We start from the raw sequence: 21391 nt of genomic DNA on the forward strand, positions 1-21391 counted from the left end.
GCCCATGCGACCCCTGCGTCCCGGGGAAAACGGTGAGGGATTCGGGCCCTAGAGGACCTTTGCGTTGTCGCCGGTCCTCGAGATGTAGGCAAGTACCGGCTTGGTGAACAACAGGAGCAGCACTGCCGCTGCCGGAACCAGCAGGGCCAGACCCACCGGGATGATTCCGGCGGAGAGGGTCGGGACGGCGATGACAATCACGAACAGCTGGAAGACCAGAGCGGCAGACCGGGTCCACCGGTATCCCCGGGCCAGGTGATAGCTCACCACCAGGAGCCAGAGTGCCATCACCACCAGGAAGACCATGGTGAAGATGGCCCCGCCGAGCGAGGTGGGAGTACTGGTGAGGAGACCATAGAGGTACCACCCCGCGGCAGCGAGCAAGCCCAGCGCCTCCAGCACGAGGAATACCGCAATAATGGTGACCCCGCCGGGACGGGCCGCCGGAGCCTGCTGGCTTGCCGTCTCACTCATCGGTGCAATCCTGCGGCATATACGTCATCCATATTGCTCAGCTTACTCAGCTTGCTCAGCCGCCCCACGCGTCGCCCGTCAGGTGGCGGCTCTTGACAGAAAACTCATCAGCCGACATAGTCGATTAGTAGTCACGTGGCACCAATCGTGCCCTCTCTGACAATTCCTGTGATGTATAACTCACCACATTGCACAATTAAGCGCTTGCTACCTCTTGTTTGGGCGAATTTAACGTGACAGCCTTGAGGAAGAAGAAATCGGGGGCCGTACGGGCCCCTTTACTATGTGGCCGTTCGTGAATGTTTTCACAATCTCGAACAGCCGAAGGAGAAAGTGATCATACATGGATTGGCGTAGTCGCGCTGCATGCCTGGACAAGGACCCGGAGCTGTTTTTCCCGGTCGGAAATACCGGGCCTGCCCTTCTTCAAATTGAGGAAGCCAAGAGCGTCTGTCGCCGCTGCCAGGTAGTTGACACCTGCCTTCAGTGGGCAATCGAATCGGGCCAGGATGCAGGGGTCTGGGGTGGATTGAGCGAGGACGAGCGTCGTGCGCTCAAGCGCCGCGCAGCACGCGCACGTCGTGCCTCCTAGCAGAGGTAAGTGACGCCTGGTCCCTGGCGGACCAAAAGTCTTGCAGGAAACAACGGACCGCTACCCGAGGGGTAGCGGTCCGTTGTCATGAGCGGTTGTCGTGCAGTCCCAGTTCAATGGTCACGGCGGTGCCGCCGCCCTCCCGGGGCGACCATTCGATGGTGCCGTCCAGCTCGCTCGTCACCAGTGTCCTGACGATCTGCAGACCCAGACCCTCTTTGTGGGCTCCGTTCGGCAGCCCGATGCCGTCGTCCGCGACCGTCACGTTCAGGATCTCGTCACCGTCGGCGCCCTTCCGCCGGTTGGCGAGCAACCACACGGTGCCGGTGCGCTCCGACAGTCCATGCTCCACCGCGTTGGTCACCAGTTCGTTGATTACCAGCGCCAACGGTGTGGCGAAGTCACTGGGCAGCTCACCAAAGGAGCCGGCACGCTCGGTGCGCACCACGTGGGCAGGAGACGCAACCTCGGCGGATAGACGGAACTGGCGGGCGATGAGCTCGTCGAAGTCGACACTTTGCGAAAGCCCCTGGGACAGCGTCTCGTGCACCAACGCAATCGTGCCCACCCGCCGCATGGCCTGTTCAAGACCCTGCTTACCCTCATCACTCACCATCCGGCGCGACTGCATCCGCAACAGCGCCGCGACGGTCTGGAGGTTGTTTTTCACCCGGTGGTGGATTTCGCGGATGGTGGCGTCCTTGGATACCAGCTCCATTTCCCTGCGGCGCAACTCGGAAACATCCCGGCAGAGCACCAGCGCTCCGAACCGGTCCTTCTCGTCCCGGAGCGGGATGGCACGCAGCGACAGGCTGACCCCACGGGATTCAATTTCTGTCCGCCACGGCATCCTGCCAGTCACCACCAGAGGGAGCGTCTCATCAACCATCCGACGGTCGGTGAGCAGGGACGTGGCAACCTCCGCCAGGGACCGTCCTTCAAGCGTCTCGACATCGCCGAGCCTCCTGAACGCCGAAACTCCGTTGGGGCTCGCATACTGGATGACACCCTCAACATCGAGCCGGATCAAACCGTCACCGACACGGGGCGCGCCCCGCCGCGAACCGGTCGGAGTAGCGAAATCGGGCCACAGCCCGAGCGTTCCCATCCGCAGCAGATCGTGCGCGCACTGCCGGTAGGTCAACTCCAGCCGGGAGGGCATCCGGGAGCTGGACAGGTCCATATGCGAGGTGACGACGGCGAGGGTCCGCCCGTTCCGCACCATTGGCACGGCCTCGACCCGCATGGCCATCTCAGTGGTCCAATTGGTGTCCCCCGAACGCTCCATCTGCTGGCTCTGCCATGCCTTGTCGACAAGCGGCAGAAGGTCAGCCCTGATGCGCTCACCGACAAAATCGGTGTGGAACACGGTGTGGGAGGTGGACGGCCGCACGTGGGCAAGGGCTACGTACCCACCGTCTTCCAGGGGAAACCAGAGGGCAAGGTCAGCGAACGCAAGGTCCGCAACCATCTGCCAGTCCCCCACCAGCAGATGCAGCCATTCCGCATCACCCGGTCCAAAATGGGCGTACTCGCGGATCGGATCGGTGAAGATTGCCACTTTGGCTCCCGCCTACCGTCGCACGATCGACCGGAGCAACCGCAGCGCCACCGACAGCGAAGCCATGTCGTCACGCTCCAGCCGGTTGACCTCGACGAACATGTGCCGCGCACGCTCCAGCATTTCAGCGTTCTGCTGCTCCCAGGCATCGAGACGCTCCGCTGCCTCGGCGAGCTCCAGCGACGAGGAGGCCTTCATGACCGAGACAGTCATATCGGCAATGGTGGAGTACAGGTCGTCCCGCAGGGCGGCCCTGGCGAGCGCCTGCCACCGGTCCATCCGTGGGAGGGTAGTAATCCGCTCCAGCAGATTGTCGACGGCAAACCTGTCATAGACGGCGTAGTAGACCTGCGCGATTCGGTCCACCGGTTCGTCAATCTGCCGGGCGATCAGTGCGATGTCCAGCAGACCGAAGGATTCAAACTGCTCGGCCCAGTGGCGGGCGATGTCGTCGGGCAGGCCCCACTCCTCGGCCCGGGCAAACCACTCTTCGACCCGTTGCTTGTCCCTGCCCCGGACGTAATCCACCAGATGGGTCCGCAGCGGATCCATCAGAGGCTTGAACAGCTCGATGTCCTCGGCCACAGTGGTTCCCTGGCCCACATTGTTCACGAACCAGCGAACAGCCCGGTCCAGCAGGCGACGCATGTCGAGGTGGACCGCTGACCACCTGTCGGTGGGGAAACTCGGGGGAAGCTCTCCGAGCGCGTTCACCAGCGCGTCAAGATCGTAAATCTCCCGAAGTGCGACAAAAGCCCGCGCTATTACCGGGCCGGACACCGAGGTTTCCTCCATGACCCGGAAGGCGAAGGTGATCCCGCCCATGTTGATCATGTCGTTCGCGATCACCGTCGAGATGATCTCCCGACGCAGCGGATGGGTATCCAGCTGGCTACCGAAACGCTCCGCCAGCTGCTTCGGGAAGTACTCGCGAAGGGTTCTGCCGAACCAGGGATCGTCTGTCAGATCGCTGTTCGTCAGCGCCTTGGTCAACTCGATCTTGACGTAGGCCGCAAGGACCGACAGCTCCGGCGAGGTGAGTCCCTGACCCGATTCCACCCGTGCCCTGAGCTCCTCGGTGGTGGGCAACGCCTCCAGCTCGCGGTTCAGGTCGGCGTTCGACTCGAGCCAGTCCATCAACCGTTCGAAGCTCGGGCTCCATTCCACTACCCGCTGCCGGTCGTTGAGGAGCAGAACGTTCTGGTCGACGTTGTCCTTCAGGACGAGCCGTCCCACCTCATCGGTCATCGAGTGCAGGAACTCGGCGCGTTCCTCCGCTGGAAGGGCCCCGGTTCTGACCAACCGGTCCACGAAGATCTTGATATTGACCTCATGGTCCGAGCAGTCGACACCTGCCGAATTGTCGATCGCGTCAGTGTTCAGGATGACTCCGTGCAGCGCCGCCTCGATCCGGCCCCGTTGAGTCATCCCGAGATTTCCACCCTCGCCCACCACACGGGCACGCAGCTGGTTGCCGTTCACGCGGATGGCGTCGTTAGCCTTGTCTCCCACCGCGGCGTGCGTTTCGCTCGATGCCTTCACATAGGTACCGATGCCGCCGTTGTAGAGCAGGTCCACCGGAGCGGAGAGGATGGCACGCAGCAGCTCGGGCGGACTCAGGGTGGTGACTCCCTCGTCCAGCCCCAGGACCGACCGCACCTGATCCGAGATGGGCACGGTCTTCGACTGCCGCGGGTAGATCCCGCCACCGGCACTGATCAATGATTCGTCGTAGTCCTCCCAGCTGGAGCGCGGCAGGTCGAACAGCCTCGACCGCTCGGCGAAGGAAACCGCAGCGTCAGGGGCCGGATCGAGGAAGATGTGCCGGTGATCGAATGCGGCAACAAGTTTGATGTGCTCGGAGAGCAGCATGCCGTTGCCGAACACGTCGCCGCTCATGTCGCCTACGCCGACCACCGTGAACTCCTCGGACTGGGTGTCGATACCGAACTCGCTGAAGTGGCGTTTCACCGATTCCCAAGCGCCGCGGGCGGTGATCCCCATCGCCTTGTGGTCGTATCCCACCGAACCGCCGGAGGCGAACGCGTCGCCGAGCCAGAATCCGTATTCAGCCGACAGCTCGTTGGCGATGTCGGAGAACGCGGCAGTGCCCTTGTCGGCCGCGACGACCAGGTAGCTGTCGTCGCTGTCGTGCCGGACCACGCGGGGCGGCGGAACCACCGTCTCGCCGTCGTCGCCAGTCACCAGATTGTCGGTAATATCCAGCAGCGCCCTGATAAAGGTGCGGTAGCTGGACTTGCCTTCCTCCATCCACGCCGCGCGGTCGACCGCTGGGTTGGGGAGTTGCTTCGCGAAGAAACCGCCCTTCGCACCGGTCGGAACGATCACAGCATTTTTCACGGTCTGGGCTTTGACGAGTCCGAGTACCTCGGTCCGGAAGTCTTCCCGGCGGTCCGACCAGCGCAGCCCTCCGCGGGCAACCTTGCCGAAGCGCAGGTGGACGCCTTCCACCTGCGGCGAGTAGACCCAGATCTCAAACTTGGGACGCGGGTAAGGCGCGCCATCGATGGCGGAGGTGTCGAATTTGAAGCTCACATGGCGTTTGTCCTGGAAATAGTTCGTCCGCAGGGTGGCGTCGATCAGGTTGCCGAAGGTGCGCAGCACCTTGTCGGCGTCGAGAGTGGGCACCTGCTCAAGTCCCGACTCGACGGCTTCGCGGGCGCTCTCAGTGGTAACGGTCCGGTCTTCGTCGCTGAGGTCGGGATCGAACCTCGCCTCGAAGAGTGTCACCAGGGCGCGCGCCACTGCCGCGTTGGCGAGCAGCGTGTCGGCGACGAAACCGTACGAATTGGTGTTGCCCATCTGCCGCATATATTTCGCATAGCTGCGCAGGATGACTACCTGACGCCAGCGCAGGTTCTCTTTCAACACCAACCGGTCGAAGGGATCGGATTCCGAGGACCCGGCCACAGCCGCGGCGAAGGACTGCTCGAGCAGACGCCCGGTGCTCATCGGATCGATGCCGGCCGGGTACTTCAGGCCGAGGTCGTAGAGGAAGAATTCCCGGCCGTCGGAGCGCTCGATCTCGAATGGCCGTTCGTCAAGTACTTCCAACCCGAGGTTGTGCAGGAACGGGAGGATCTGGCTCAGGCTCTTCGGCTCGGTGAGGTAAAGCTTCAGTCGGGCGTCCTCCTCCAGGTTCTCTCCGGCGCCCTCGGGGACGTAGACGTGCATGACCGGTGCGGCGGGCGAGTTCGCGTCGCAGCGTTCGAACCGTTCGATGTCCTTGAGTGCGTCTTCGACCTCATAGTCCACGCGGTAGCTCGCGGGAAAGGCTTCGGCCCACAGCCCCGAGACTTCTTCCGCGGTCCGGCGGTCAAACCGGCCGCGCACCACTTCGTCGATCCCCTCGGACCACGATCGGGCCGCTCCGACCAGGCGTTGTTCCAGCTCGGCTGGTTCGACCTGGGCCACTTCCACACCGCGGGGGAGCCTGATCCTGAAGAACAGGCGCGCCAGGGCGGACTCGCTGATCCTCGCCTCGTAGTCGATGGACTCAGCCTTGAACGTCTGGCGCAGCTCCTGTTCTATTCTCAGCCGCACTCCGGTGGTGTAGCGGTCGCGGGGCAGGAACACGAGCGCGGACATGAAACGCCCATAGATGTCGGGGCGCAGGAACAGACGCGTCCGGCGTCGTTCCTGCAGTCGCAGGATCCCCATCGCCGTGTTGATGAGGTCCTGCACCTCGATCTGGAACAGCTCATCGCGTGGGTAAGTTTCCAGAATGGAGAGCAGGTCCTTGCCGGAGTGCGAATCCCGCGGGAATCCGCACTGCAGGAGGACTGCGTTCACCTTGTCGCGCACGATGGGCACCCCGCGCACCGAACCGGTGTAGGCGCTGGTGGCGAACAGGCCGATGAAGCGGCGTTCGCCGTTCACATTGCCCTGCGCATCGAAGCGTTTCACGCCGATGTAGTCCAGGTAGGCAGCGCGGTGCACAGTGGACCGCGAGTTCGCCTTGGTGATCACCAGGGCCCGCTTCTCGCGTGCCTTGGCCTTGCCTGCGCTGGTCAATTGCTGGACCCTGCGCCCGCCCACTGGGTGCCGCAACAGCCCCAGCCCGTCTCCCTCGGCGATCCGGAGCACGTCCTGGCCATCGTCGTCGGTGACCAGATCGTATTCCTTGAAACCCAGGAAGGTGAAGTTCCCACCATCAAGCCAGGTGAGCAACTCCTTCGCCTGATCGAGGTCCGGGATGTCCTCCCCGCCCGGCACTGTGTCAAGGGAAGCGGCGATCTCGCGGACCTTGCTCCGCATGGCTGGCCAGTCCTCGACGGCGGCACGCACATCGCCAAGGACGCTCAACAGGCCCGCGATGATTTTTTGGCGTCGTTCGTCGTCGAGGATGCGCCCTACTTCGATAGCGATCCACGACTCGATGTGCGCCGCGACGTCCCCATCGGCGATCAGGTGGGACACATTTGGCAGGGCGGCAGTGTCGCCGCTCGAGACGCCGGCCGTGGATGGCACCCGCTGCAGCCGGTGCAGGCTAGCGTCCTGGCGGTCGCGGGTGGCGATGAATGTGGGGTGCATGACGAGCCGGATCGCCACCTGATGGCGGACCAGTTCAGCGGTGACCGAGTCGACCAGGAAGGGCATGTCGTCAGTGACGATCATGACGATGCTGGCGTCCGACTGGTCGAAAATGTCTACAGCAGCTTCACCCGACTTGCGGTTCTCGGCCAGTGCCCGGTGCCGAAGGGCACGCTCCTTGAGCGCTTCAGCTGTGTGTGCCTTGGCGTCCTCCTCGGCGAGATGTTCATAGTAGTGATCAATGAACTCTCCGGTAGAAGTGTCAGAACTTGACTGGTCCGTGATGCTGGATCCAGACGACATGAAAACGCCTCCATAAACGAAATTAAAGGCCGCTCCTTTGCGGCCCCTTACCCAAGAGCCTAACGCCGTTGCGGGAAAACTTCACTTCGTTGTGGCCTGCTCCAACGCGGCTGCGCCGCAGTTGTTCAATCGGTACACCGGCCAGTTCGGCGATCGCGGTTCGGAGGGGTGAACGGGGCGCTGATTCGAGCAGTACCGACCCTCCCAGCAGCGCGGAATCGACTGCGGAGAAGTCCGCCGGCAGGAACGCGTCCACGGGGCGCGAGGGACCGAACCGGTCCCAGGCCTCACGGAGTTGCCGTTCAGGACCACGACCGACCGCCGCAGCACGCACCTTGTTCAGTACCACCCGCGGTGTCGCGGTAGGCACCATTGCTTCGAGGTCGGCCAGCGCACGAATCAACCTCGGCAGGCCGACGGCGTCCGCCGCTCCCACTGCGATAACGGTGTCCGCTGCCCCGAGGCAGCACAGCGTGGCAGCATTCCGGCGCGGCGCGACCGTGTCGAAGCTCAGTTCCTCATCGGTTTCCAGACAGAATCCGCAGTCGACTATTGTCACATCGGCGATCAACCGTGACAGTTCGAGCACTTTCGTCAAGGCCGCCGGCCGCAACTCAGTCCAGCGGTCAGCGCGGGTGATCCCGGTCAGAACGCCAAGGTGGGACCCCCTCACTGCCAGGCGGGTGATGGCCCGGTTGAGTCCCATCAGGTCCAACGATCCCTGATCGGCGAGGCGGCAGGCCTGGGCGAGACCCGCCGATTCGTCCAGCAACCCCAGGGACGCCGCGACGGAAGCCCCGTAGGTATCCGCATCGATGAGCAGTACCGCCCGCCCACCTGCAGCGAGCTCGGCGGCGAGGTTCACCGCAACCGTAGTGCGCCCCGGGGATCCTGCGGGTCCCCAGACCGCCATCACCTCCCCCACCTCGGTCTGCGCCGACTCGCTGCCACTCAGGGGCGGCCCGGTCGCTGGCCGGCCCAGGGCGGCGGCGGGGTCGGCATAGGAGACGCTATCGATCCCGGGACTCGGCGCCTCGGCTGCCAGCTTGACTGCGGCTTCCACTATCGCGGCGAGGGCGGCTGCGCCCACGTCGGCTTCCGTGTGGGCGACCCCGAGCGAGTCGAGACGGTGCTGGTCGCTCTCGGTAGTGGCCAGGGCCACCACCGCCACCTCGGCGTTCCGGAACCGTTCGATCAATGATGCAGTCAGCTCTCCGGCGTCGGTGGACAGGATCACGGCGCGCGCCAGGCCCGTCTGGCAGACCGCGATCACCTCGGCAAGATCAGCGCACCAGCGCACCACTGTGACAGGGCCTCGAAGCTTCTCCAACCCGGTGACACACTCGCGGGCGGTAAGCCCGCAGGTCACCACCGGGATGCTCATGGAGCGCCGGCCGGGTTGAGGACCAGCGCGATCCGCGCCTCATTGAGGAGGGCATCCAGCAGCTCCGGGAGTGCATCATCGGCGACCAGGACATGGACCAGGGTTGAACCGCCGCCCCCGCCGAGCGCCGACTCGGACACCGTGAGCTCGGATATCTCGGCTGCCTCAAGCAGTTGGGTTGGTGGTTCTAAAGTCCCACCTTCGCCCTCGAAAGCAACCCAGACGTCAACCCGGGACCCGGTGACTGTGCCGGCAGGCAGCGGGTCGTCGACGGTAAGACCGATCGGTTTGCGGTCCAGCGCATCGGCCCGACCCAGGGCTGCACGGGGCACCAACTCCCCTTCCCGCAACACGCTCATCGCGACCGCTGTCTCCGGGATCCCCTCATCCACTCGCAGGTAGGCGGGTTCGAGGTCGCCTAGCCGGACGGCGACAACCGACAGATCCTCGCCGGTGACTGCCCCACCAACGGGTATCTCAGTTCGGAGAACATAGACATCGGTGGTGCGGTCAGCGTTTCCGACCAATGCCGTTACCGCCGCAACCGAGGCGAGGACCAGAAGCAATCCGACCAGGAGGCGCGGGTCCCGCCACGACGGTTTCCTGAGCCGGACCGGGGATTCATCACGATCCGGGATAGCTGTCACCAGGCTCAACACGGCCTCCTACAGTCTCCGGCCGCCCGATCCTCCAGCCGCGGCTAGTTTGACGTTGCCCTGCAATTCTCGTTCACTGCTGCGTCAAAATAAATCCTCCCGGGCCAACTGATTCCAAACTGTGGATAATCCCCGTAAACACTCGCCCAGGATGGCAAGATTGGACTTGAACGGTTCATGGGTGTGACGGTTCCGTGACAGACGGAACGAAAGGCGGACAATCGTGGCTGAGAAGCGGTTCCTGACGCTCGCCGATGTGGGTGAGGTGCTGAACATCTCGTCGTCGCAAACCTATGCTCTGGTCCGCTCCGGCGAGCTGCCAGCCATCCAAATCGGCGGCAGAGGCCAATGGCGGGTCGAATCCCAGGTCCTGGAAGAGTTCATTGCCCGGGCGTACGAAAGGTCGGCGGCCGCGGTCAGGGACGGCTCTGCGGGACCTGCGCGCGACGGCAGTCAGCGGTAGCGTACCCACGGCCGCAGAGGCCGGTCACGCGGGCGTTAGCACCGCGTCGACACTACTGAAGGGGATCAGCAGCACTGCTGCAACGCTGTCGGTACGCCGCAGCTCACCCGACGGGACCGACGCGAGTTCAAGGAAATCCCGTCCCACCCGGTCAATGGTCCCATTGATGCGAGCACCGTCCGCAGCCAGTTGAATGGTCAGCGGGGTCCGGTCCCTCGCAAAAGCCCTGAAAACTGACCCCAATCCCAGACGAGCCGTTACGGCGGAGCGCGCGGGTGCTGTGTGCCGTCCCAGCCCTTCCACCGATCCAATGGCTGTGGCGGGGATCATTGCTGGACCTGACCCGGTATCAAGGACCAGCCACTGAGCTCCGACGTGATGCACCGCGCCACTGAAGACGGTGCCACACCGGGTGCGTATCCGCACCACTGATCCTGTCTGTCCGCGAAGGCGGTCCATCAGGGGGACTGACGCCTGCTCCAGACGCGTGCGCTCGGCGATCTCATTTTCGACGGCGATCAGGTCGGCCGCGGCGAACTGCGATTCCAGGTCCAGAAACAGGGCATCCCACCGCACCGGGTCAGCCTAGGGGACCCTAAAAGCCCGGTCAAGGATAGACAGCTGAACGTTCAGGGTGTACAAAATACATATATCTCGTCAAGCTAGTTTAAATTAGGTCAAACTGCATCAAAAATGCATATATACCCTCAAACAACGCCTGAAGGGTTGGTTCACTCGAAGACTCGAGCTGCCAAGCTTTCCTGACCGGACACCATTGAGGTATCGAGATGAATGAATCGTTGAAATACCGGCGGGATCACGTCCCGGTGATCATGATTGCCCTCCTCGCCGTGGGGCTCTATTTCTCGGGTGAGGCTATCCGCAGCTATGCCGGACCGTTCACCGGCCACCATCGGCTGGACGTGGTGCTGGGAATGGCCGCGTCGGCGGTCGGGATGATCCTGGTCGGGTGGTGGGCGGCAGCCCTTGCGCTTGCCCTGCTCAGCGAAGGCCTCCGGCGTGGCGGGCACGAGCGGGCGGCTCTCGTCGCTGGGGCGCTTTCCCCGCAGTTCATGAAGCGGCTCGCAGCGGCCGCGCTGGGGTTGCAGCTCGTGGCGGGCGGTTCCGCACCTGCATCAGCCCTTTCCATTGCCGACGGTCCTGGAGCCCCCGGCCCGGTGGTGCTGGCCGGAAATCAGGTGGCCACCCCCGGGGCTGACGTCCCGGCAATCGAACCTCAGTGGAAACCACTTCCCGGACCAATGGAGAGCGGGCCATTGCTGCGTGGCGAGCTGCGCCAGTCCCCGGCCGCACCAAACCGTCCGGTGCCAGCAGTCATTGAGGTGGGCCCCGGAGACTCCCTCTGGACGATCGTGGCCCGTCACCTCGGACCCTTCGCCACTGACGTCGAGATAGCACAGGCGTGGCCACGCTGGCATCACGAGAACCGTCAGGTAATCGGCGACAACCCCGATCTGCTGCTGCCCGGGCAGCTTCTGCGGGCGCCGCGCTAGCCCCGTTAGCAACCGAAGGATCATCATGACCGTACAGGCCCAACTCTCCCGCCCCCACAGCGCCAAATCCACTGCGACCACCGCTGGTCAGGGCAGCACGCTACCCTCGGATCCGGCACCCCAGGCAGCGCCCGAAGAGGTTGCTGCAGCGGCCCAGGTGCAGCGGATCGTCCGCTCGGTGGTGCAGGCAGCACTGGAGGTCCTGGGTGGATCCCGACCCCTGCAGCAGCTTGCCGACTGGCTGGATCCGCCGAGCTACGAGCGCCTTCAGCTCCGCGCCAACCTGGTGCGGACCCTAAACCGGGCCGCAGGTGCCAGCGGTCGCCCCGACCAGCTCCTGCACCGCAACGTATCGGTACGAACGGTGCGGACCTGCCGGATCAACGCCCACGTCTATGAAGCGTCCGCCGTGACCTGCGAGAACCACAGAGCCCGCGCCGTCGCCCTTCGTCTGGAGCGTCGGCGCGGGCACTGGAAGGTGACTGCGCTGGAGATTGGGTGAGCTACTTCTTCTTGCGCCTGGCCGCAGCCCTGATTTCGGCACGCGTCGTTCCGTTGGACTCGGCCTTGGCTGAAGCGTTCCGCTCCACGCGGGTCTCCACCTCACCCTGCGCATTCGGGGCGGAGAAGTTCAGGGTTGCCGGCTTCTCGGGAGCATCGAGGCCGGCTGCCTTGATGGTCGGAGTCTGGACGAGGCCGCGCCCATCAGTGACCCCGGGGAGGCCGGTGGGCGCTGGAGCGCCCACTTCGACCTCAAGGTTGAACAGGAAACCGATGCTCTCCTCGCGAATGGCTTCCATCATCGCCTGGAAGAGGATGAACCCTTCACGCTGGTACTCGACCAATGGGTCGCGCTGCGCCATGGCGCGCAGCCCGATCCCTTCCTTGAGGTAGTCCATCTCGTAGAGGTGTTCCTGCCACTTGCGGCCGATCACCGAGAGCACCACCCGGCGCTCAAGCTCGCGCATGGTCTGCTCGCCGAGCGTTTCCTCGCGGGTCTGGTAGGCAAGTTTGGCATCCGAGAGAATCTCGGCGTGCAGGAAGTCGCGGGTCACCTTCGACGGGCCGCCGGCCTCGTCAAGGACTTCATCGATCGTGAGGCTGATCGGGTACAGCGTCCGCAAGTTGGTCCAGAGCTGGTCGTAGTCCCAGTCATCGCCGTGGCCCTGGGCAGTGGCCTCATCAACCATTGCCGTCACCACGTCCTCAAGGAAGAACGCAACCTTCTCGTGCAGGTCCCCGCCCTCGAGAATACGACGCCGGTCGCCGTAGATCGCCTCGCGCTGACGGTTCAGCACGTCGTCGTACTTCAGGACGTTCTTGCGCTGCTCGGCGTTGCGGCCCTCCACCTGACCCTGGGCGCTCTCAATGGCCTTGGATACCAGTTTCGATTCCAGCGCCACGTCGTCGGGCATCGTGGAGCTGTTCATGATGCGTTCAGCTGCGCCGGAGTTGAACAGGCGCATCAGGTCATCCGTCAGGGAAAGGTAAAAGCGCGACCGTCCCGGATCACCCTGGCGCCCGGACCGCCCGCGAAGCTGGTTATCGATGCGTCGTGACTCGTGCCGCTCGGTGCCCAGCACATAGAGGCCGCCAAGTTCGCGGACCTCGTTGTGTTCGGACTCCACCGCGTTCCGCGCGGCGTCCAGCGCTGCTGGCCACTGGTCCTCGTAGTCTTCCGGGCTGTCGACAGGGCTGAGGCCGCGCTTCTCCAGTTCGGCGATCGCGTTGAACTCGGCGTTGCCGCCGAGCATGATGTCAGTGCCGCGACCGGCCATGTTGGTGGCGACGGTGACCGCGCCCTTCCGACCCGCCTGGGCGACGATCGCTGCCTCACGGGAGTGGTTCTTGGCGTTGAGCACCTCGTGGCGGATGCCGGCCTTCGCCAACTGCTTCGAGAGGTACTCACTCTTCTCCACGCTGGTAGTGCCCACCAGAACCGGCTGGCCGCTTTCGTGCCGCTCAACAATGTCCTTGACGACGGCGTCGAACTTGGCGATCTCGTTCTTGTAGATGAGGTCGGACAGGTCCGCGCGCACCATGGGGCGGTTGGTGGGGATGGGGACCACACCGAGCTTGTAGGTGGCCATGAACTCGGCAGCTTCGGTTTCGGCGGTGCCGGTCATGCCCGAGAGCTTTTCGTAGAGACGGAAATAGTTCTGCAGGGTGACGGTCGCGAGGGTCTGGTTCTCGGCCTTGATCTCCACCCCCTCCTTGGCTTCGATGGCCTGGTGCATGCCCTCGTTGTAGCGGCGACCGGCCAGAATACGGCCCGTGTGCTCGTCGACAATCATGACCTCACCATTGAGGACCACGTAATCCTTGTCCTTCTTGAAGAGCTCTTTGGCCTTGATCGCGTTGTTCAGGAAACCGATCAGCGGGGTGTTGGCAGATTCGTAGAGGTTCTGGATCCCGAGGTAATCCTCAACCTTCTCGATGCCGTCCTCCAGGACGCCGACCGTGCGCTTCTTCTCGTCGACCTCGTAATCGGTGTCCTTCTCGAGCTTTTTGACTACCTTGGAAAACTCGGTGTACCACCGGTTGACGTCGCCGGAGGCCTGACCGGAGATGATCAGCGGGGTGCGCGCCTCGTCGATCAGGATGGAGTCGACCTCATCAACGATGGCGAAGTTGTGGCCGCGCTGCACCAGCTCGGAAGCACTCCATGCCATGTTGTCGCGCAGATAATCGAACCCGAACTCGTTGTTCGTGCCGTAGGTGACGTCGGCGTTGTACTGTTCGCGGCGGGTCGCGGGATCCTGCTTGGACAGAATGCAGCCGCACGTCATGCCCAGGAACCGGAACACCCGTCCCATCAGCTCCGACTGGTACTCCGCAAGGTAGTCGTTTGTGGTGACAATGTGGACACCCTTCCCCGACAGCGCGTTGAGGAACGCGGGGGCTACCGCCACCAGGGTCTTGCCCTCACCGGTCTTCATCTCGGCGATGTTCCCCAGATGCAGGGCGGCGCCGCCCATCAGCTGGACGTCGAACTGCCGCAGCTTCAGGGTGCGGCTGGATGCCTCACGGACGGCTGCGAAAGCCTCGGGCAGCAGATCGTCGAGGGTCTCGCCATCGGCAAAACGCTGCTTCAGCTTGTCGGCCTCACCCCTGAGGTCGTCGTCGCTCATCTCACGGAACTCGTCCTCGAGGACGTTGATGGCGTCAGCGTAGTTCCGGAGTTTCTTCAGTGTCTTCTTATCGCCGGTGCGGAGGACTCGTTCAAGAAGTGATGGCACTGGTATTTGCTCCCAATCTAGGTGCGCCGAAATCTGGCGTGTTCAGTCTACGGGAGAGACGACTTGTCCTGTCGAGTCGGTGCCCGCCCGGCCTGCTATTCGTGGGAAACTGCCAGCTTCAGGGCTGCTGCGAGGTTCCCGTTCTGATCGACAACCACCTCCTGCAACCCCAGCCATGCCGCCATCAGCCGCAGCTCGGCGGCGAGTTCGGCAGCGGTGTCCGAGGGTGCATCGGGCTCGGCATGGCTCCCACGCACCAGCAGCCGCCCGGTCGCCCGGTCGGCCTTCAGGTCGATCCGCGCGGCCATCGTCTCCCGCAGCAGGAACGGCAGCACGTAATAGCCATACCGCCGCTTGGCTGCGGGGGTGTAGATCTCCAGCCGGTAGTCGAACCCGAACAGTGCCGATAAGCGGCGTCGCTCGAAGACCATCGAATCAAACGGGCTCAGCAGGGCCCTTCCCTCGGCCCTCCGTGGGAGCACCGATCCGACGTGGCGGAAGGCTGGTTTGTCCCACCCGGCAATTGTGACCGGGCGGAGCGTTCCGCGGTCAACCAGCGTCTGGATCGCCGTCTGGCTCGCCGCCAGCGGCAGACGGAAGTAGTCTGCGAAACACCTCAGCGTCCCAACCCCCTGCGCCCGGGCCGCAAGCTCGATCAGCACCAGGTGAGCCTCGAGAGGATCCACCTCCATCGCCACCGCCTGCAGGTCGGGCAGTACGCGCGACGACAGCGCGTAGCGGCGTTCAAAGGACGGGGTGCGCCCGGCCGAGGATACCTGCCCCCGCTCGAACATGTCCTCCAGCACTCGCTTCACCGAATTCCAGTTCCACCCCCACTGGTCGGAACTACGGATCTCCTCGTGGCCGAGCCGCAGCTGCAGCTGCCCAGCGGTGAGGGGGCGACTGACCGACAGCACCTCAAGGATCCGCTCCCGCAGGGATTCCCTCAGCCCCTCGGGCACCGAGCTCGCCCTCACCCACCGCCGTTCCTGGAGCGGCCGCAGGTAGGGGAACAGTGCCGGGCGGATGAAACTGGCTTCGTGTGCCCAGTACTCGACCATCCGACGGGGAGCTTTGCCCGCCAGTCGATCCAGCTGGTCGCGGTCATAGTCACCCAGCCGGGAGAAATGCGGAAGATAGTGGCTGCGCGCCAGCACATTGACCGAGTCGATCTGGAGCAGCTGCAGGCGGTCAAAGGTAAGGCCCACCTGCCGCGCCGTAGCGGGGCCGGTGGGCCTTACGTAAGCCAGTCCCTGGGCGCCAAGTGCTATGCGCCGGGCCTGGGATTGGGAGAGGACACTGGTCATACCCTGACCCTAACCGTGTCTTCCCCCGGGAGCTAAGCGGAGGCGGCTGCTTCCCGGGCCCGGTAGGCGAGCAGCTCCTCGCGCGGGTCCTCGGTCCCTTCCGCGCACCTGGCGTCCAGAGTGATGACTCCGTAGGTCCAACCCTGCCTGCGGTAGGCCACCGACGGCGCGCCCGTTGCCGAATCGACGAAAAGGTAGAAGTCGTGTCCCACCAGCTCCATGTTGTCGACGGCGTCCTCGAGCGTCATGGGGGTGCCCGAGAAGACCTTCCGGCGAATCAGTACCGGCGAATCGCCAGCCGGAATGTCATTTTCAATTTCGTAGCCATCGACGGCGGTGCTCCCGGTGTCGGGCTCGGCCTCGGCCTCGGTGGACTGCACCGCAAGGTACAGCGGAGCGGTGGTGCTGGCGGGTTCGAGATCAGCAGTGGCCTCCCGGACCGCCACGGGGGTGTGGCGTCCATGGTGCACTTTCCGCCGGTCTCTGGCCCGGCGGAGTCGCTCCAGCAATTTGCTGTACGCGAGGTCGAAGGCTGCAAACTTGTCAGCCGCTGATGCTTCAGCTCGGATCACCGGACCCTTACACAGGACGGTGAGTTCGACGGTGAGTGCGCTATCCGCGTTTCGGGCGCTGGGCTCCTTGGTGACTTTCGCCTCAAGCCGCTGCACCTTATCGCCGAGCTGCTCGATCTTGTCGATCTTTTCCTCGGCGTACTCACGAAAACGGTCCGAAACTGCCAGATTTCGACCACTGATCAAAAACTCCATGGTGCCCTCCAAAATCGCTTAGGTGACACAACAGCGGCCGGGGAGTCGTGCTTCCAGCCGCTGTCGACGGGTACCTGTCTTCGTCAAGATACCCATACCTCACGTTAGTTCACGGAGCCCTGATATTCCTACCTTGAGGGGGGTTTATTTCGGGCAGATTTCACCGGGCATGGGATGGTGCCGGTGTGGCAGCGACAACGACCGCCCCGGCCACAGCGGCTCCGGCGTGTCGCAGGACCCGGGTTACCTCGGCAATCGTCGCTCCCGTGGTCAGGACGTCGTCGACCACCAGACATAGGGTGCCGGGTGGCAGCTGGCGGCCGGTCGCCAATGCCATCGAGGCGTGGACGTTGATCCGTCGCTGGGAGCGACCGAGACCCTTCTGGCTCACCGGCCCGGTGCCGCCGGGTAGGGCCGAAGGCCTCCCCTCCAGGGGGCCGTGGTAGACCACCAAGGCGTCAACGCGGCACCCCGCCGGAAGCTCGCCCCTCCGACCCAGGCCGGCGAGCAGCAGGTCGAGCGGATCGTAGCCGCGGCGCCGCACCGAGGCACCCCTCGTTGGCACGGGTACCAACAACAGCTCCCCCGGGTCACCGCCCTCCCGGACCTCGTGGACAGCTGTTTGCAGGGCACCCGCCAGTGCCGCCTGGAGGGGCCGCCCGACGTCGGTGCGCCGGTGATTCTTGTAGGACAGGAGCACCCGGGCCACGGTGCCCCGGTAGTGGCCCGCGGCGGTCACCGGCAGCGCACCGATGACGGTGGGATCGCCCGATCCGCCATCGCAGCCCTCAGCCGCGGGCAGGGCTTGCGCTCCCCCGTCCGCACGGAAGGGACGGACCGTCGCCTTCCGGACCTGAGCACGACACTCGGGGCACAGCGAGACTGTGGGCAAGGTGCAGGCAGCACATTCTGTGGGAAATACCAGCGACCAGAAGTCCCTGCCAGCACTGAGCAACCGGACCGCCCAGGTACACTGCAGGACACCATCGAGCCGACCAGTGACGCTGGAAAGCCGGGTGCCGCCCTGCCTGTCCCGCCGCATGACCTCCACCCTGCCGATGTTTGATCGACGGTGGCAGGACCGGGTGGTGGATGTGCATAACTCCAGCGCGAGCAGCGGATGCCTCTGCGACGGAGGGCTAGCCGGGGAACGCCGGGTCGCTGACACCTTCCACCGGCTGGTCGGACCAGGTGTCACCCACCCGGTTCCGGACGCCCTCGGGGGTGCCGGCAAAAATGGCGGTCGGGCCGGTGCCGGCGCTGAGGTGGATAATTCCGTCCAGGGGCGCCAGGGCTTCGGTGCTCCCATCCAGACCGAGGAACTCCGGGACTACCTGAGCCTCAGCCGACGTTTCCGCGACGATCACTGTGTCCTCGTTGACCCACTTGGCGGTATTGACCGGCCCACTGGCGAAAAGTTCGCGGGGGGTGGTCAGGGACTGCGGGGTGCGGTCGTTATTCCGGATGATCCCAGCAAGCTGGACCCGGCTGATCCCATCCTGCTCGGTCACGACCAGGGCTCGCGACCCGTCACGGGACACCCGGAGTTCGAGGACGGCGACGTCGGCGAGCCACGGCGCCGCCACCGTGACCGCACTGTCCTGGGTGCCACCGGGGGGAACCGCGGTGACTGTTCCGCCCTGTCCCTCGGCGCCCGTGCTCGCCGTCCAGACCCAGTTGCTGGGGTCGAAACTCGGCGCGGTCAGCGACCGGCCGGTGACAGCGATGGTGACTTCCCGGTCAGGCCCTGTGGTGTAGAGGCGGGTACGGTCCCCGTTGAGGAACGCAAAGTCCGACCCGTTCAGCGACATCCCGGGGTCCTGCGGGTCCAGGGCGGCAACTGTCGGTACGGCACCGATCGGGACCGTCTGGTCGGTCTGGTAGAGGAACAGCTCATTGCCGGACACGACGATCTGCTCATTGCCGACGGGCGGGTCACCCGCGGGAACAATGAGATCGGGGTGCGGAATGTTCTCATCGTCGCCCAGGTCCACCGGCTGGCCGACGGTCATCTGCACGGAGTTGACGGTGTTCAGGCCAGCGAGATTCGCCCGGAGCTGCTGCTGCATCTGCTGGCGGACCAGATCGCTGGTGTCCTGCAGGATGTCTGCCGAGAGGTCCACCGTGGCAGTGCCCGAGACGATCGGGACCGATTCGACCCCGAGCGTGGTGCTCTCGGGGAACGCGCTGGTCACCGACCCCTGCAGATAGGGCGCCGGCCCCTCCAGCATCGCTTCAACAATGTTGGCGGCGATGGCGGTGCGGTTCACGAACCATCTGACGTCGGGTACCCAGTGCTCGAAGGAGCTGCTGTAGAAGTACAGGCTGTAGGTCTTGAGCAACAGGTCGGCCTCGTCCGAGGCGATCATGATGCCGTTGGGGATGGAGGTGATGCGCCACTGTCCGTCGGCGTCCTGCACCATTTCAGCTGTCACCGACTCGGTGGTGGTGGCCGCCGCGCTGCTCCGGATACCCTCGGCGTCGATCGTGGCCTCCACCTCAAGCTGGATCTGGAACACCCCCTCCACAGGGGTTGCCGAAATCTGCGGGTTCGCGTTGTAGATGATGATGCGTTCCTCGGGCTGCCACTGTGCGGCAAACTCCTCGGTGAGGTAATCCCTCGCAATCTCGTAGTCTCCCGCCGCGCCCCGGCCAGCAGTAATGAACGATTCGAGCAGAGACTCCGGATCGGCGTCCTCGGTGGGACCGAGCGGGTTGAAAATGATTGGCTCGGTGGCCTCGGACCCGTCGTCGGCGGTGATGACCCCCACCGGACCGGAAGTGGGGATCGACGAGCAGCCCGTGATCACCAGCAGGACGGGGAGCAGAACCAGCATCAGGGACCGGGTCAGGGGTCGTCTCTCAGCGGGCATCGAAGGATTCCTTCACCATCGTTTGCAGTTGGGGCAGCGACTCCGGGGTGGTTCCGACCGGCGGCCGTTCCGGCACCCCGCCCTTGCGTGGCGGAAGCGGGAGGGGCGAGACCTTGAGCACCGAATCGCGCAGCTTGGGCAAGGTCAGACGGAAACAGGCGCCCTTGCCCGGTGAGCCCCACGCCTGCAGCCAGGCGCCGTGCAGGTGGGCGTCCTCGGTGGCAATGGACAGGCCCAGTCCGCTGCCCCCGGTGGTCCGGGCACGCGCCGGGTCAGCCCGCCAGAACCTGTCGAAGACCCGGGAGGCCTCCAGCGGGGTCATGCCGATGCCGTAGTCCCGAACCGCGACGGCGACGGCGTCAGGGTTGGAAGCGATGTAGATGACGACCGGCTTCCCGTCGCCGTGCTCCAGAGCGTTGACCACCAGGTTCCGCAGGATCCGGTCGATCCGACGCGGATCCGCCTCGACGATGCACTCGGTTTCGCGCGAAATGATGGTCAGCTCGGAGCCACAGGCATCGGCGAGCGGCTGCGCTCCGTCAATGACGTGCCGGACCACCTGGAAGATGTCGATCGACTCCGGCTCAAGCACCGCGGCGCCGGCGTCGAACCTCGAGATTTCCAGCAGATCGGCGAGCAGGGCCTGGAACCGCTCCACCTGGTTGTACAGGATCTCCGCCGACCGCCGGTTGATGGGGTCGAAATTGGCACGGGCATCGTGCAGCACCTCAGCGGCCATGCGGACAGTGGTGAGCGGGGTGCGCAGCTCGTGCGATACATCCGAGACGAAGCGCTGCTGCATCTGGGACAGCTGGGCGAGCTGGGTGATCTGGTCCTGCAGACTCTCAGCCATGTGGTTGAACGAAGCTCCCAGGCGGGCCACCTCGTCCTCGCCCTTGACGTCCATCCGTTCCTGCAGGTGTCCGGACGCCAGCTTCTCGGACACCACAGCCGCGTGGCTGACCGGCCCCACCACACTCCGGGTCACAAACCAGGCGATAGCCCCAATGGTCACCAGCAGCAGGGTGCCGGCAATCCAGATCACCCCGTGAATGTAGTCGAGGGTCGCCTGCATCGACGACAGATCGTAGATCAGGTACAGGGCGTACTCGGTTTGCGCGGGTGGCAGCGTCACCTTGGTACCGAAGGCCAGCCCCGGTACGCGCTCCCCCGTATCGGACTTGATGGAAGTGGCGGACCAGTACTGGTCGTCACCGTTCCTGACGGCGTCGACCATCGTCTGCGGGATGGCACTGGACTCCAGCAGGCCGTCGCTGCCGAATGGCGCCATGTAGACGTCAGTGGTCTGGCCGGGCACGATCGCGAGGACGTAGCGGCGGGGAGCGTCCGCACCGCCACCCTCAAGACTGGGGAGGGTATCCCGCACCAGTTGACTGGTGGATTCCCGGTCAGTGGTCGAGGCACTGCTGAAGATCGCTTCCACCTCGGTCAACCCGTTGCTGGACTCAGCACGGAACTGCTCGAACCGTTCCTCGTACAACCCTGTGGCGATCTGGTTGGAAAGGAAAGCGCCGACGGCGGCGAAGGCCAGCGCGGTGAGCAACAGGGTGGAAACCACCGTGCGGAACTGCAGCGAGCGGCGCCACTGCAGCGCTGTCCGTGACAGCCCCCGACGGATCAGGGCCCACACCTGGGTGGCCAGCTCCGACAGCCGGTCCCGCACCGTGGCTGAAGCGCGCTCCA

The 21391-nt window shown here is 64.5% G+C and carries 16 protein-coding genes; 4 read left to right on the forward strand and 12 right to left on the reverse strand.

What is annotated here, in order from left to right; translation table 11 throughout:
- Positions 1-48 precede the first annotated feature (48 nt).
- Positions 49-474, reverse strand: coding sequence for a hypothetical protein (locus HMI58_RS03105; RefSeq protein ID WP_171618111.1), 426 nt, complete (start codon positions 472-474; stop codon positions 49-51).
- A gap of 343 nt (positions 475-817) precedes the next feature.
- On the opposite strand from HMI58_RS03105, the gene HMI58_RS03110 reads away from it, so the two are divergent.
- The gene (locus HMI58_RS03110; protein ID WP_019483052.1) at positions 818-1066 is read left to right on the forward strand and encodes a WhiB family transcriptional regulator; all 249 of its coding nucleotides are present in this window, start codon (positions 818-820) and stop codon (positions 1064-1066) included.
- An 85-nt stretch (positions 1067-1151) separates the two neighbouring features.
- On the opposite strand, the gene HMI58_RS03115 is transcribed toward HMI58_RS03110, so the two are convergent.
- The 4 genes from HMI58_RS03115 to HMI58_RS03130 are packed head-to-tail and all read right to left on the reverse strand — an operon-like array spanning position 1152 to position 9515.
- Positions 1152-2627 (reverse strand): PAS domain-containing sensor histidine kinase, encoded by a 1476-nt coding sequence (locus tag HMI58_RS03115; protein WP_171584117.1) that lies wholly within the window; start codon positions 2625-2627, stop codon positions 1152-1154.
- A 12-nt stretch (positions 2628-2639) separates the two neighbouring features.
- Positions 2640-7484 carry an NAD-glutamate dehydrogenase gene (locus HMI58_RS03120; RefSeq protein ID WP_171618112.1) on the reverse strand — a complete coding sequence of 1615 codons (4845 nt, stop codon included), beginning with the start codon at positions 7482-7484 and terminating at the stop codon, positions 2640-2642.
- Between the two features lie 22 nt (positions 7485-7506).
- The gene (locus HMI58_RS03125) at positions 7507-8868 is read right to left on the reverse strand and encodes a P-loop NTPase (protein ID WP_171618113.1); all 1362 of its coding nucleotides are present in this window, start codon (positions 8866-8868) and stop codon (positions 7507-7509) included.
- Positions 8865-9515, reverse strand: a complete 651-nt coding sequence (locus tag HMI58_RS03130) for a hypothetical protein (protein ID WP_318779117.1) — start codon at positions 9513-9515, stop codon at positions 8865-8867. Before HMI58_RS03130 ends, HMI58_RS03125 begins: the two co-directional genes overlap by 4 nt.
- 232 nt (positions 9516-9747) lie before the next feature.
- On the opposite strand from HMI58_RS03130, the gene HMI58_RS03135 reads away from it, so the two are divergent.
- A complete protein-coding gene (locus tag HMI58_RS03135; RefSeq protein ID WP_171584113.1) occupies positions 9748-9987 on the forward strand; it encodes a helix-turn-helix domain-containing protein in 240 nt (79 codons plus the stop codon).
- A 24-nt stretch (positions 9988-10011) separates the two neighbouring features.
- Here the strand turns inward: HMI58_RS03135 and HMI58_RS03140 are convergent, their stop codons facing one another.
- Positions 10012-10563: a hypothetical protein gene (locus HMI58_RS03140; protein WP_171618115.1), complete on the reverse strand. Its 552-nt coding sequence runs from the start codon at positions 10561-10563 to the stop codon at positions 10012-10014.
- A gap of 212 nt (positions 10564-10775) precedes the next feature.
- Between HMI58_RS03140 and HMI58_RS03145 the strand changes: the two genes are divergently transcribed.
- The gene (locus tag HMI58_RS03145) at positions 10776-11501 is read left to right on the forward strand and encodes a LysM domain-containing protein (RefSeq protein WP_171618008.1); all 726 of its coding nucleotides are present in this window, start codon (positions 10776-10778) and stop codon (positions 11499-11501) included.
- Positions 11502-11526: 25 nt separating this feature from the next.
- Positions 11527-12003, forward strand: coding sequence for an Rv3235 family protein (locus HMI58_RS14600; RefSeq protein ID WP_225667858.1), 477 nt, complete (start codon positions 11527-11529; stop codon positions 12001-12003).
- A 1-nt stretch (position 12004) separates the two neighbouring features.
- Here HMI58_RS14600 and secA read toward each other — a convergent pair whose 3' ends face one another.
- The 6 genes from secA to mtrB form a co-directional block, all read right to left on the reverse strand.
- Positions 12005-14740, reverse strand: coding sequence for a preprotein translocase subunit SecA (gene secA / locus HMI58_RS03155; RefSeq protein WP_171584111.1), 2736 nt, complete (start codon positions 14738-14740; stop codon positions 12005-12007).
- 95 nt (positions 14741-14835) lie between these two features.
- Positions 14836-16047, reverse strand: coding sequence for a crosslink repair DNA glycosylase YcaQ family protein (locus HMI58_RS03160; protein ID WP_171618116.1), 1212 nt, complete (start codon positions 16045-16047; stop codon positions 14836-14838).
- Between the two features lie 32 nt (positions 16048-16079).
- Complete coding sequence (raiA, locus tag HMI58_RS03165) at positions 16080-16814, reverse strand: ribosome-associated translation inhibitor RaiA (RefSeq protein ID WP_171618117.1); 735 nt, start codon at positions 16812-16814, stop codon at positions 16080-16082.
- 160 nt (positions 16815-16974) lie between these two features.
- Complete coding sequence (locus HMI58_RS03170; RefSeq protein ID WP_171618118.1) at positions 16975-17856, reverse strand: phosphoribosyltransferase family protein; 882 nt, start codon at positions 17854-17856, stop codon at positions 16975-16977.
- A gap of 97 nt (positions 17857-17953) precedes the next feature.
- Positions 17954-19687: an LpqB family beta-propeller domain-containing protein gene (locus tag HMI58_RS03175; protein ID WP_171584107.1), complete on the reverse strand. Its 1734-nt coding sequence runs from the start codon at positions 19685-19687 to the stop codon at positions 17954-17956.
- Positions 19677-21350, reverse strand: a complete 1674-nt coding sequence (mtrB, locus tag HMI58_RS03180; protein WP_171584319.1) for an MtrAB system histidine kinase MtrB — start codon at positions 21348-21350, stop codon at positions 19677-19679. The genes HMI58_RS03175 and mtrB overlap by 11 nt, the downstream gene beginning before the upstream one ends.
- Positions 21351-21391: the final 41 nt, after the last annotated feature.

The organism is Arthrobacter sp. 147(2020) (assembly GCF_013116715.1).
In the GTDB taxonomy this organism is placed as follows: Bacteria; Actinomycetota; Actinomycetes; order Actinomycetales; family Micrococcaceae; genus Arthrobacter_D.

Coding starts and splice junctions, on each gene's coding strand:
- HMI58_RS03105 (WP_171618111.1), bottom strand. CDS start 474: ATGAGTGAGACGGCAAGCCAGCAGGCTCCGGCGGCCCGTCCCGGCGGG.
- HMI58_RS03110 (WP_019483052.1), top strand. CDS start 818: ATGGATTGGCGTAGTCGCGCTGCATGCCTGGACAAGGACCCGGAGCTG.
- HMI58_RS03120 (WP_171618112.1), bottom strand. CDS start 7,484: ATGTCGTCTGGATCCAGCATCACGGACCAGTCAAGTTCTGACACTTCT.
- HMI58_RS03125 (WP_171618113.1), bottom strand. CDS start 8,868: ATGAGCATCCCGGTGGTGACCTGCGGGCTTACCGCCCGCGAGTGTGTC.
- HMI58_RS03145 (WP_171618008.1), top strand. CDS start 10,776: ATGAATGAATCGTTGAAATACCGGCGGGATCACGTCCCGGTGATCATG.
- HMI58_RS14600 (WP_225667858.1), top strand. CDS start 11,527: ATGACCGTACAGGCCCAACTCTCCCGCCCCCACAGCGCCAAATCCACT.
- HMI58_RS03160 (WP_171618116.1), bottom strand. CDS start 16,047: ATGACCAGTGTCCTCTCCCAATCCCAGGCCCGGCGCATAGCACTTGGC.
- raiA (WP_171618117.1), bottom strand. CDS start 16,814: ATGGAGTTTTTGATCAGTGGTCGAAATCTGGCAGTTTCGGACCGTTTT.
- HMI58_RS03170 (WP_171618118.1), bottom strand. CDS start 17,856: ATGCGGCGGGACAGGCAGGGCGGCACCCGGCTTTCCAGCGTCACTGGT.
- HMI58_RS03175 (WP_171584107.1), bottom strand. CDS start 19,687: ATGCCCGCTGAGAGACGACCCCTGACCCGGTCCCTGATGCTGGTTCTG.